This is a genomic window from Dissulfurimicrobium sp. (assembly GCF_049968175.1).
Lineage (GTDB): Bacteria > Desulfobacterota > Dissulfuribacteria > Dissulfuribacterales > Sh68 > Dissulfurimicrobium > Dissulfurimicrobium hydrothermale.
Genome location: NZ_JBMFRG010000057.1, coordinates 1 through 12,370 on the forward strand (window position 1 = coordinate 1; position 12,370 = coordinate 12,370).

General features: G+C 49.8%; 9 protein-coding genes. 6 read left to right on the forward strand and 3 right to left on the reverse strand.

Annotation, left to right across the window (positions count from 1 at the left end; translation table 11 throughout):
- From ACP5SG_RS07750 to glgP, 4 genes are all read left to right on the forward strand, one after another.
- Positions 1-227 (forward strand): SAM-dependent methyltransferase (locus tag ACP5SG_RS07750; RefSeq protein ID WP_428123292.1); only part of this gene is annotated, 227 nt, incomplete at its 5' end.
- On the forward strand, positions 220-540 hold the full coding sequence (clpS, locus tag ACP5SG_RS07755; protein ID WP_237887690.1) for an ATP-dependent Clp protease adapter ClpS: 321 nt from the start codon (positions 220-222) through the stop codon (positions 538-540). The genes ACP5SG_RS07750 and clpS, both read left to right, overlap by 8 nt.
- A 229-nt stretch (positions 541-769) precedes the next feature.
- Positions 770-3,016 (forward strand): ATP-dependent Clp protease ATP-binding subunit ClpA, encoded by a 2,247-nt coding sequence (gene clpA, locus ACP5SG_RS07760; RefSeq protein WP_424661292.1) that lies wholly within the window; start codon positions 770-772, stop codon positions 3,014-3,016.
- A gap of 39 nt (positions 3,017-3,055) precedes the next feature.
- The gene (glgP, locus tag ACP5SG_RS07765) at positions 3,056-5,617 is read left to right on the forward strand and encodes an alpha-glucan family phosphorylase (protein WP_424661291.1); all 2,562 of its coding nucleotides are present in this window, start codon (positions 3,056-3,058) and stop codon (positions 5,615-5,617) included.
- 86 nt (positions 5,618-5,703) lie between these two features.
- On the opposite strand, the gene adk is transcribed toward glgP, so the two are convergent.
- The 3 genes from adk to ACP5SG_RS07780 all read right to left on the reverse strand — a co-directional run bounded on the left by adk (position 5,704) and on the right by ACP5SG_RS07780 (position 10,025).
- A complete protein-coding gene (gene adk / locus ACP5SG_RS07770; RefSeq protein ID WP_237887684.1) occupies positions 5,704-6,363 on the reverse strand; it encodes an adenylate kinase in 660 nt (219 codons plus the stop codon).
- A 181-nt stretch (positions 6,364-6,544) separates the two neighbouring features.
- Positions 6,545-8,533 (reverse strand): biotin/lipoyl-containing protein, encoded by a 1,989-nt coding sequence (locus tag ACP5SG_RS07775; protein WP_428123299.1) that lies wholly within the window; start codon positions 8,531-8,533, stop codon positions 6,545-6,547.
- A gap of 34 nt (positions 8,534-8,567) precedes the next feature.
- Positions 8,568-10,025 (reverse strand): acetyl-CoA carboxylase biotin carboxylase subunit, encoded by a 1,458-nt coding sequence (locus ACP5SG_RS07780; protein ID WP_237887680.1) that lies wholly within the window; start codon positions 10,023-10,025, stop codon positions 8,568-8,570.
- Between the two features lie 350 nt (positions 10,026-10,375).
- On the opposite strand from ACP5SG_RS07780, the gene ACP5SG_RS07785 reads away from it, so the two are divergent.
- Together ACP5SG_RS07785 and ACP5SG_RS07790 are read left to right on the forward strand one after the other, a co-directional pair.
- Positions 10,376-11,053 carry a helix-turn-helix domain-containing protein gene (locus ACP5SG_RS07785; RefSeq protein WP_428123302.1) on the forward strand — a complete coding sequence of 226 codons (678 nt, stop codon included), beginning with the start codon at positions 10,376-10,378 and terminating at the stop codon, positions 11,051-11,053.
- Positions 11,050-12,370: proton-conducting transporter membrane subunit (locus ACP5SG_RS07790; protein WP_428123304.1), on the forward strand; the 1,321-nt coding region annotated here is incomplete at its 3' end. The genes ACP5SG_RS07785 and ACP5SG_RS07790, both read left to right, overlap by 4 nt.

Below are 12,370 nucleotides of genomic sequence, written 5' to 3' on the forward strand. Positions count from 1 at the left end.
TAGTTGCCCTTATAAAACCTCAATTCGAGGTGGCAAGGGAAAGGGTTGAGAGGGGGGGAATAGTCAAAGATCCAGCCTCTAGGCAAGAGGCGGTGGATGACTTGATCCATTTCTTCAAATACGACCTGGGTCTAGACGTAATCGGCGTCACGCCCTCACCAATCCTTGGAATAAGAGGCAATACCGAATTTCTAATATACATGCAGGTAAATAATCGCTATGAGTAAACGGCTGGCCAAGGAAGGGCCGCTCCAAGCACTGGAACTGGAGCTGGATCAAAATATACAAGAACCCCCCATGTTCAAGGTCCTACTCTATAATGACGACTACACAACCATGGAATTTGTGGTGAAGGTGCTGATGGAGATATTTAATAAATCTCAACAGGAGGCGACCAACATCATGCTGCGTATTCATAATGAAGGCAGCGGTGTATGCGGCCTCTACCCAAAGGAACTGGCTGAGACGAAGGTGGAAATGGTGCATGCCTTGGCGGCTGCAAACGGATTTCCACTCCTCGCCAGTTGCGAAGAGGCCTGATGGACCCCCTTTTCTACAGCCCAGGATCCAGCCTGGAGGCACATCGCCGATGTATGGAAGGGTGTTGCACGATAAAGTGCATCCCTTTCACCACCCAATCCCCAGCCGAAACTAAAGATACGGTTATGAACGACCAGGCTGTTCGTTTTTTTAATAGGTCCTAAATGATAAGCCCTATCATCTATTTAAGGCATGGTTTAATATATATTTAAAGACAAAGGTAAAGACCATGATAAGTAAAGACATAGACCTGATCCTAAATATTGCAAACCGTGAGGCGCATCTAAGGGGTCATGAATTTCTCTCGCTGGAACACCTGTTGTATGCCATCATAAACCATGAAGCCGGATCAAGGCTCATAAGGGCATGCGGCGGCAAACCGGACCGGATCAAGGCGCGCGTGGAAAATTTTTTTGATACCCACCTTGAAAAAACGGAAAGGCACACTGAGGCGCCAAAACCTACCCTTGCACTTCAAAGGGTGCTCCAAATCACCATAATGCACTGCCAATCCGCCGGCAAAAAACGCGCCGAGATCGGCGACCTGCTGTCAGCGATCATGACCGAACATGAATCATATGCCGCATATTTCCTTAAACTAGAGGGGATAAGCCGCCTTGATGTATTAAATTACATCTCTCATGGCATTACAAAGGCCAGCCATGACCCTGCTGGACGCCCATCAGATGAACCGTGCCCCCTTGACAGGGTGCCTGACGCCGATGAAGATCAAAGAGATCCGCTTGAGGCCTTTACCTCAAATCTCATCAAAAAAGCAGCGGCAGGTGAAATAGACCCCCTGATCGGGCGTGAACTGGAGTTGGAAAGGACCATGCAGATACTTTGCAGGCGGCGGAAAAACAACCCAGTGCTCGTCGGCGAACCAGGCGTTGGGAAGACAGCTATAGCCGAAGGACTGGCGCTCTGCATCTGGAAAAAAAGTGTGCCGCCGGCCCTTGCCGGGGCGCAGATATTCGCCCTGGACCTAGGCGCGCTCATCGCCGGAACCAAATACAGGGGCGAGTTCGAATCAAGGCTCAAGGATGTTATAGCCAGGCTGCAACAAACGCCAGGCGCCATCCTGTTTATAGACGAAATCCACACCCTTGTCGGTGCAGGCGCCACAAGCGGCAGTTCAATGGACGCAGCGAATATACTGAAACCGGTCCTTGCAAGCGGCGAACTGAGGTGCATAGGTGCCACTACTTATGAGGAATACAGAAACTTCTTTGAAAAAGACCGGGCTATTTCACGCAGATTCCAGAGGATAGAGATAAAGGAGCCTGCGATACCTGAAAGCATCAAGATCATGAAGGGTGTAAAATTGAATTATGAAAGGTATCATAAGGTGAGATATACGGATGAAGCATTGAAGACGGCTGTAGAGCTGTCTGCAAGGTATCTGACAGACCGATATCTTCCCGACAAGGCCATCGACGTAATAGACGAAGCGGCGGCGTCTCTGAGGCTTATGTCATCCAGCGACAGCCCTAGACTAGTGACGGCCCGTCATATAGAATGCGTCGTGGCAAAGATGGCACAGATACCAGCCAAGTCCATTTCGCGTGCATCAAGACTCAAGCTCGATGGTTTTGAATCATCGCTGAAATCATTAATATTCGGACAAAACAGCGCAATTGATCTCATTTCAAAGGCCATCAGGCGCGCACACGCAGGGCTTTCTCATCCCGACCGCCCGATAGGGTCCTTCCTCTTTGTTGGCCCGACAGGGGTAGGCAAGACCGAACTCGCCCGGCAGACCGCATCGCTCCTGAACATAGGCTTCCACCGCATTGACATGAGTGAGTACATGGAAAGACATGCGGTCGCGAGGTTAATAGGTGCCCCTCCAGGCTATGTCGGATTCGATCAGGGTGGATTGCTCACCGAGGCCATAAGAAGAAATCCGCATTGCGTCTTATTATTGGACGAGATAGAAAAGGCCCACCCTGACGTATTCAATATCCTTCTACAGATCATGGACCATGCAACGCTTACGGACAATACTGGCAGAAAAACCAGCTTCAGAAACGTCATACTGATAATGACATCTAATGCAGGGGCAAGAGAGATGGAAGGTAGGACCATAGGATTCGGGCAAGATCTTGAAAATACCACCCACAAAGGCACAGAGGCTGTAAAACAGACATTCACCCCTGAATTCAGGAATCGGTTAGATGCGATCGTGCAATTCAATCCACTCACCCCTGATGTTATGATACGTGTTGTGGACAAGATGTTAAAGGAGGTGGAAGCCCAACTTGCAGCCAAAAAAATAGGCCTCAAGGTATGTAATGAGGCCCGTTCATGGCTTGCAAAGCATGGCTATGATCCCAAATACGGCGCAAGACCCCTTGGTCGCCTTATACAACAGACAATAAAAGATCAGATCGCAGACGCCATTCTCTCTGGCAAGACCAAGAAGGGGGACATACTGACTATTGAGTTAAAAGACGGCGGCATTGTCGTTGCCTAATATATTTTTCAAAACGAGACATTATTTGGAGCAGAGCCGATGCCCACTGTGCGGACCATAAACATCTCCCCGAATCTCCCGGAGCGCCTTAAACCGCTCCTTGCCATAGCCAACAACCTGTGGTGGACATGGACCCCTGAGGCTATATATCTCTTCCAAGACATGGATAGGGATGTATGGGAGCGGAGCGGCCACAACCCCGTGGCAATGCTCGGCATGATTGAGCAGCCTAGGCTTGAGGAGCTTGAACGCGACGAAATATTCCTGGCTCGACTTGACGAGATATACAGCGAACTTGAACGTTATCTGAAGAGCAAGACGTGGCATAAGAAACAACTAGCTGAAGGCAAGCAGTCGGAGGGGCTCATAGCCTATTTTTCAGCAGAATTCGGGCTTCACGAATGCCTACCGCTCTATTCGGGAGGTCTTGGGATACTGGCTGGCGACTTCATGAAATCAGCAAGCGACCTCGGCCTGCCGCTGGTAGGTATAGGGCTTCTCTATAAGCATGGATATTTTCAGCAATATTTAAACACAGATGGATGGCAGCTCGAGACTTATCCGTCAAACGATTTTTACAACATGCCCCTGAAACCGCTAAAGGGGTCGGACGGGGAGCCGGTCACGGTACAGGTAGAAATGGACGGCAGGGTTGTGTATGCACGGGCATGGTCTATAGCGGTAGGGCGTGTTGAGATATATATGCTTGATACGGATGTACTGTCAAATTCACAGGCCGATAGGCAGATCACCTCATACCTCTACGGCGGTGGTCTGGAGACACGCATCCAGCAGGAGATAATCTTGGGGATGGGCGGGATAAAGCTGCTGATGGCTTTGGGCCTCACCCCGACTGTATGTCATATGAACGAAGGGCATTCGGCGTTCATGGCCATAGAACGCCTAATCCAACTCATGCAAAACGACGGACTTTCTTACACTGAGGCAGTAGAGGCGGTCCGCTCCACCAGCATCTTTACGACGCATACACCTGTTCAAGCGGGCATAGACAGGTTTCCTCCTGAGATGATACGCCGCTATTTTACAAAAACAGTTGAAGGGCTTGGGATCGACATGGAAGAATTCCTTGGCCTCGGCAGGATCAACCCGAGTGACCCGACTGAGGCCTTCTCGATGGCCGTCCTTGCCATAAAAATGGCCTCTAAGACCAATGGGGTAAGCAAGCTCCATAGTGAAGTCTCCAGAAAGATGTGGGCCAATATATGGCCGCAGATACCACAACATGAGGTTCCGATCACCCATATCACAAACGGTATCCACACCCTTGGATGGATGTCAAGCGAAATGGCCCGTCTGTATCAACGCTACCTGGGGACAAGATGGATCGACGAACCGACGGATCACGCCATCTGGAAACGGGTGGAACAGATACCGGCCTTTGAAATATGGCGCTCTAGAGAAAGGATGATCGAAACGCTCATTTCATTTGCAAGGACCAGGCTTAAAAAACAACTCCAGGCAAAAGGACTTTCTTCATATCAGATCGAAAAGGCTGAAGAGGTGCTGGATCCGGAGGCCCTGACCATAGGCTTTGCAAGGCGTTTCGCTACATACAAGCGCGCTGCACTCCTCTTCAAGGACCTTGAACGACTCAAGAAGATCCTTACAGACCCTGAGCGTCCCGTTCAGATCATCTTCAGCGGAAAGGCACATCCACAGGATAAATTAGGCAAGGAACTCATCCACCAGGTGGTACAGACGGCAAGTCTGCCTGAATTCAGGAATCATATAGTCTTCATTGAAAACTACGACATTGAGGTGGCAAGGCACCTGGTCCAAGGTGTGGACGTTTGGCTCAACACCCCAAGAAGGCCCAATGAGGCAAGCGGCACGAGCGGTATGAAGGTAACGGCCAACGGCGGCATAAATCTGAGCATCCTTGACGGCTGGTGGGTCGAGGGATACAAAGACGGAAACGGGTGGGCCATAGGCTCAGGCGAGGAATACCAGGATCATGAATATCAGGACGAGGTCGAAAGCAGGCTCCTATATGAGTTGCTCGAAAACTCCGTCGTCCCACTATTCTACAAGAGGAACGTCCATGGCATTCCGGATGAATGGATTGAAATCATCAAAAATTCCATCAAGACCATCTGTCCATTTTTCAATACAAACCGCATGGTTGAAGATTATGCCAAACAATTCTACCTACCAAACACAAACAAGTGGCGGATACTCAAAGAAAACAACTGGAATGAACTTAAATCCCTTACCCTTTGGAAACAAAATATAATCAAAACCTGGCCGAATGTCAGGATACTTGAAATCCGCGTACCGCTTAACGATTCTATAAAGGTCGGAGACCGGCTGCCCATCAGCGCTATAATAGATCTTGCAGGCCTGGATCCGAACGAGATCAGGGCAGAGGCCTACCTAGGAAGGCTCGATGAAAAAGGTGAGATATCGCTAGGCTCTCCACTCCCGCTCCTTCCTTCCGGCGAAAATGAAGGAAGCGCCCATATATTTAAAGGGAACCTTCTGTGCCTTTCAAGCGGGCAAATAGGCTTCTCCGTACGGTGCTATCCGTACAGAAAAGAGCTCGGGCATAAGTTCGAGATGGGGCTTCTCACCTGGAACTAAAGACAGGGACATAAAAAAATTAAGATGCCACTTGCCGAAAGGAGCACAGGCCGCTAGGCAACCCGTGCTCCAATAAACCGAGACAATCAATTTGCACCCAATGCCTTGAATATCTGTTGTGTAATTGAGTTTACAGATCCTACTCCGTTTATCTTTACAAATTTCGGGGCATTCGTGTCGCCGGATTTCTCCCAATCCATATAAAATTTTATAAGGGGCTCAGTCTGCGCATGATAGACCTCAAGGCGTTTCTTGACGGTCTCTTCTTTGTCGTCCTCTCTCTGGATCAGCGGCTCACCGGTTACATCATCCTTACCCTCAACCTTCGGGGGATTAAATACAATGTGGTAAGTCCTGCCGGACGCCAGATGTACCCTCCTGCCACTCATGCGCTTGATAATCTCCTCATCAGGGACGTCAATCTCCACGACATAATCTATCTTCACACCCGCCTTCTTCATGGCCTCGGCCTGAGGAATCGTCCTTGGGAAGCCGTCAAACAAAAACCCCTTCTGGCAATCGGGCTGCTTGATCCGATCCTTTACAAGCCCGATTATTACGTCATCCGGCACGAGACCACCTGCGTCCATGTACTTCTTGGCCTCGAGCCCCAGCGGCGTACCAGCCTTTACTGCAGCCCTCAACATATCGCCTGTTGATATCTGAGGAATGCCAAACTTCTCCTTGATCAAATTGGCCTGCGTACCCTTTCCGGCACCCGGCCCTCCCAGTAGAATTAAACGCATTTCAAGATCCTCCTTTTTTGATAATTAGAGCCCCTTGCAGGGCCTTACGCACCATCCCGAACAATAGGCCTTCTTTCATTTATATTTATCCCTTAAGTCGTCGAATAGGTCGAAATGTAAAAATACTTTACCCCTTTGAAGGGCTTCATTTTTTATAATACGCCCAAAAATTATATTATATTTAAAGCTTTTTTAACTCAAAAAGCAGCTGGCCTTCCTGCACAGATTCATTGAGTTTTACACATATCTCCTTCAGTTGTGCATCAAACGGCGCAATGACCGCATTTTCCATCTTCATGGCCTCAATGTTGGCGATCTCCTCGCCCTTATGAACCATATCTCCCGGCCTCAATGTGCCCCTAACAGGATTTCCTATCCTCCATACGCTACCGTTTATTGGTGCGCCTATCTGAAGCGGCCCCTTGGCCATGCGAACCTCGACCTTTTTCGCCCTTGGCGTCTCAACGGTATAGACCCTGGTCTTGTTGTTCACACGCATGACCACATGAACAACGCCTTCATGTTCCTTGCCAAGAGATACAAGCTCGATGCAATAAGGTTTGCCCCAGAATTCAAACTCCACCTTATCACCAGGATTCTTGAGCCCCTCTCTCCAGACATTCGTAGGAAGCACCATAGGGGCCTCTCCATATACATCCTTAAATTCTATAAATGCAAGGGCGTCTTTCGGATGCATAAGATATAGGATAAACTCCTCCTCGCTTGGTTCGCGCATCAAATGCCCGCGCAGATCATCGCGAATCTGTCCGAGGTCGTCATTGGGGATGGCTTCAAGCGGAGAAAGCTCCTTTCTCTCCTTTATCTTTTCCTGCCACTCGTCGCCGAATGCACTCCTATAGACCCACTCCGCAGGCCAACCCATGGGGAGTCTGCCGTAATGTCCAAGGATGAGATTCTTAAAATCACCAGGCGCAGTCCGAAATAGGCTTAGCAGCTCATTTTGTTCATCTTGGGGCATCGCATCAAAATTCTGATCCTTTTCTTCTACAAATTTTGTAAGGAGACCGATCAGCTCCTTGACCCCTGCATCCCCTTTGGCCTTCACATATTTATTCACCATACCACTGCAGGTCACCCATGTGATCTGCGAACCAGGTGTAACATCAAAGTATCTGACGATGCGATTGTAAAGAGACATGACACGAAGGATCGCAGGCATAAGGTGCAGAAAACCGCCCTTTTCGGCCTGTTCGAATGAGCTTGGGAATGCGCCTCCGGGCATCTTGTGCTGAGTCACTGTATGGTCAAAGCCCTTGAACGGCGATTCAGCCCACTCGTATTGCTTGATCCAGTCCCTCACCTTTTGTGAGGCCTTCTCGGCCTCTTCTCTATTGAGAATGACCTTTATCCCGGATTCCTCAAGATACGCCTGGACGGTAAGCATGGGCGCCTGACCATAAAAACGAGTAAGGGCATCTTCCTCGACGTCTATTATCTTGGCCCCTGCCTTGGCCGCAGCCAGGAGTGCAGGCACCGCAAGGCCGTCTGTCGCATGGCGGTGATATTGGACCACGAGTTCAGGATAGACCTGTTTGATCGCGTCGACAAGGCTTGAGATACGCTCAGGGCTCCCAACACCCGCCATATCTTTTATGCACAGGATAATCTCGTCAACACCGCCGCACAGGTCAACGATCTCGTCAACCAGCTTAAGATAGTATTCATTGGTGGTCCAATCGGCCTGTGTAAAGGAGATGGCTGGCTGAAAAAGCCGCCCCCTCTTCATGACCACTTCCGCGACCGCCCTCATATTCCTTATATCGTTTAAAAAAGAGAAGCACCGCCATATGTCTATATCAACATTTGCCACGACGTACTCTATGACATTTTTCGGATAAGGCCTGTAACCCCAGAGGTTGGTCTCCCTGATGAGGGTTTGGAGAAGGATGCTCGGCATCCTTTCCCTCAAGAGCCTGATCTCTTCAAACGGGCTCTCCTTCCGATTCATTATACCCACATGCCACCTTGCCCCACCATGACACTCGGCGCTGAAGAGATTCATCTTCTCGTAAAAAGGGGCAAGGGTTATGAGGTCATATATGCGATGGCGGTTCTTATAATCCGACTGACCGGCATCCCTCATCCCTGTAGAGGTCAAAGCCACACCATCCAGCTCCCTAACCCGCCTTACAATCTCTGAGGGCTTCATGCCCGGTCTGACAAATCGATTTTCTGCACTCATGTCACATCCACTCCTGCGGTCCAAGGGCCGAGATCCTTGCAACAAAACTTGCGATCTTCAACACCTCATCTTCCATATCTTTCTCTTTAAATGTGGAGACGAGCTCATCCATGTGCTCCTCTATAAACCGCGTCGAGAATTCGCCGCGCCTGAATGACTCATGTCTTATTATGCTGAGGAGTAGGGGGGCCAGGGTCTTGATCCCCTCGACCCTGAAATTCCGACTCAAGACCCTGTCCATGACCCTGACGGCATCTTCCCTGTCAGGACCAGCGGTCATGATAAGCATGATGAGCGAGTCATAATAGGCAGGGATATCCGCACCTTCATAGGCCCCCTGAGAGATCCTGACGCCTGGCCCCTGCGGGACCTCCATGCGGGTGATCTTACCAAATGAAGGACTGAAATTCTTTGGATCCTCAGCATTGATCCTCACCTCAAGGGCCCATCTGTTCGGATGTATATCAGCCTGCTTGAAGACAAAACGTTTCCCTTCCGCCACGTCTATCATGAGGTCCACTATATCAAGACCTGTTATGAGTTCGGTTATGCCGTGCTCCACCTGAAGGCGGGTGTTGACCTCCAGGAAATAAAAACGCTTTGTAGCGGAATCAAAGATGAACTCCACCGTACCCGCACTCCTGTACCCAATTTCGCGCATGAGTCTTACCGCCGTAAAACACATCTCGTTTCTTATGTCGTGGTCTATGGATGGAGAAGGGGCCTCTTCTATGATCTTCTGGTTCCGCCTCTGGAGTGTGCATTCCCTTTCATAGAGATGGAAGACATTGCCATATTCGTCTGCAACTATCTGTACCTCTATGTGACGTCCGCGCTCGATATATTTCTCAACCAAAAGCTTGTCATCGCCAAAGGCCTTCCTGGCCTCTGACCTCGCCTGCTCAAGTGCGGGGCCAAGATAGTCCTCGGATTCGACCTTTACCATACCTTTGCCGCCGCCGCCCAATGCCGCCTTTATCATGATAGGATATGAGACGTCTTCTTCTTTTAGCCATTTCTTGATCTGGCCTATATCGGCAACATCGCTGACACCTGGAATAGTCGGGACGTTCGCCCTGACGGCGAATTTCTTGGCCTCCATCTTGTCTCCCATGGCCTTTATGACCTTCGGCGGCGGCCCAATCCAGATGAGCCCTGCGTCTATCACCATCTGTGCAAAGGTGCTGTTTTCTGCAAGGAAACCCCAGCCGGGATGTATGGCGTCAGCTCCTGTCATAAGTGCGGCGTCTATCATCTTTTGCATATTGAGATATGACTCGGCTGGAGGCGCCTCGCCTATATGGATCGCCGAATCGGCCACCCTTACATGGTGTGCGAGCCGATCCGGGGTACTATAAACTGCGACCGTAGATATCTTCCTGTCGCGGCACGTATGCATGATGCGAACCGCCGGCACCCCGCGGTTCGCCACAAGGATCTTGTTAATTTTACATTCCATCCAGAGACTCCTTTGATCTGACCATAAGACAGCTACCTAATATTCAGTACTCCATGCACAACTGACCCAGTGAGATCGATACCTTCTCTTTCTTCATAAACAGTTGATAACACATGCATACAGGTCGGACTCAAGCCGCACCCTGACTCCTTGTCGAGATGCCGCCCGGCCAGCATGAATGATAATGAAAATTATACAAAGCCTAATTAAACATTATAGAAAATAATAACTGCCTTAACAAGCTGCCCAACTGTATTTTTTTGATTTTGATAAAATTCCTATTGACATCAGACAAAAACGGCATATATATCCTTACTGCTCGAGACATTTCTAGACATGATTGGACAGATATGGACAAAACCTTCCTTGCGATCAAGGATGTTGCTTTAAAATTGGGTGTTTCTGATAAAACGATCTATCGCATGCTCAATGAAAATCAGCTCCCGTTCGCGGTCAAGATTGGCGGACAGTGGCGTTTCAGGGCGGATGCTATGGAGGACTGGATAAACGCCCAAACCAACACCGAGACGGGAAACAGGAGGATAAATTCAGACATCACAGTCCATAAGGCCATTGAAAATGGGACCGTCATCTATCGTGTCCAAGGAGGCAACCGCGACGAGGCTATAGATGAACTCCTTTCCGCCATCCCTTATTCGGCCTCCTTTGATAAAAAGGCCATTAAGATCTCTATCTTTGCCAACGAATCCCTGGTCTCGTCTTCATTGAAAGGAATCGCATTCATGACGCCAAGCGTTGAGCGCCCTGTCTTTTTTGAAAGAACAATGCTCATTGTCGCATTTCTTGAAGAAGAGACAGACTTCAAGGCAATGGACGATATAAAGACAAGCATAATATTTCTTACGCTGCCAGCCAACAGGGCTGAACAGGCCATTATAGACATGAAACTTCGCCGCCTCTCAATGGATAACGAGTTTATAGAGGGAATCAAACTGCATATGACAAGGAAAGAGCTGTTGTCCTTTATCCAGAAAAAGGAGGGGGAGATATTCTCCAAAAGGCCATGAAGCCGCTTTTTTTATCCCTGATCACAATCCTGGCCTCTGGCGTCCTGCCCCTTTTCTTTTATAAAAGGTTCACCCTTTTAAAGGCCTTAGCCGCAGGCGGCATCTCCCTGGGGTGTATGATAGGCCTGTCCGGGGCCATAAACAGCCTTTATACGGCAAGACCTGCGGCTGCAGCCTGGACATGGCTCCATATCCTGCCGCTCTCGCTCCACGTAGATACGCTAACCGCCTTCTTTCTCATCCCCATCTTTCTGATAGGGTCTCTTTCAGCCCTGTACAGCTTTCACTATCTGAGCGATCAGACAAAGGGCCTGAGAACTGCGGCCCACTATCTCTTTTTCAGCCTCCTTATCGCGGCCATGGCCTTTGTTGTCATGGCGGATGACATGGTCACATTTCTGCTTGCCTGGGAATTCATGTCCATCTCATCCTGCTTTCTCGTAGTCTACGACTATGAACAGAAAGAGACCAGGCATGCGGCCTATATCTACTTTATCTTCACCGAGGCAGGGGCGCTCTTTATATTCGCCGCCTTTGGCGTCATCTACGCCGTAACCGGCTCATTCAACCTCACATCCGCGGCATCCCTTTTACCTGATATAAAACTCCTGGTCTTTTTCCTGGCATTTATAGGATTTGGCTCAAAGGCCGGCGTCTTTCCGCTTCACATCTGGCTTCCCCATGCCCACCCGGCAGCGCCGAGCCATGTCTCGGCCCTCATGTCAGGCGTGATGATCAAGATGGGTATCTACGGCATCCTGAGGCTGTACCTCGCACTAAGCCCGGATTCGGTCATATTCGGAAGGGGCATCCTCATCTTCGGGATCGTCTCAGGGGTGCTGGGCGTAGTCTATGCAATGGGACAGCATAACCTCAAGCGGCTACTGGCATATCACAGCATTGAAAATATCGGCATCATCCTGATAGGCCTTGGTCTTGGCATGACAGGGGTGTCGGTCGGCAATCCGGCCATGGCCTTTCTGGGCTTTACAGGCGGTCTCATGCATGTGTTAAACCACGCCATTTTCAAGGCCCTGCTCTTCATGGGCGCAGGAAGCGTATTCCACGGTACGGGCACGCTTGCGATCGACAGACTGGGCGGGCTTATGAAGCGGATGAAGATTACGGGTCTTACCTTTCTTGCCGGCTCTGTCGCCATCTGCGGGCTTCCGCCATTAAACGGCTTTGTGAGCGAATTTTTTATCTACAACGGGGCGTTCCAGGGCAGAACCCTTGAAAAGACAGACTTTCTATTAGTTATGCTGGCCGTTATCTCCCTTGCCGTTATAGGTGGGCTGGCCGTGGCCTGTTTTACAA

Bases quoted from the DNA above. Each gene is read 5' to 3' on its own strand.
- ACP5SG_RS07780 (WP_237887680.1), bottom strand. From the start codon at position 10,025: ATGGAATGTAAAATTAACAAGATCCTTGTGGCGAACCGCGGGGTGCCG.
- adk (WP_237887684.1), bottom strand. From the start codon at position 6,363: ATGCGTTTAATTCTACTGGGAGGGCCGGGTGCCGGAAAGGGTACGCAG.
- ACP5SG_RS07785 (WP_428123302.1), top strand. From the start codon at position 10,376: ATGGACAAAACCTTCCTTGCGATCAAGGATGTTGCTTTAAAATTGGGT.
- clpS (WP_237887690.1), top strand. From the start codon at position 220: ATGAGTAAACGGCTGGCCAAGGAAGGGCCGCTCCAAGCACTGGAACTG.
- glgP (WP_424661291.1), top strand. From the start codon at position 3,056: ATGCCCACTGTGCGGACCATAAACATCTCCCCGAATCTCCCGGAGCGC.
- ACP5SG_RS07775 (WP_428123299.1), bottom strand. From the start codon at position 8,533: ATGAAGCCCTCAGAGATTGTAAGGCGGGTTAGGGAGCTGGATGGTGTG.
- clpA (WP_424661292.1), top strand. From the start codon at position 770: ATGATAAGTAAAGACATAGACCTGATCCTAAATATTGCAAACCGTGAG.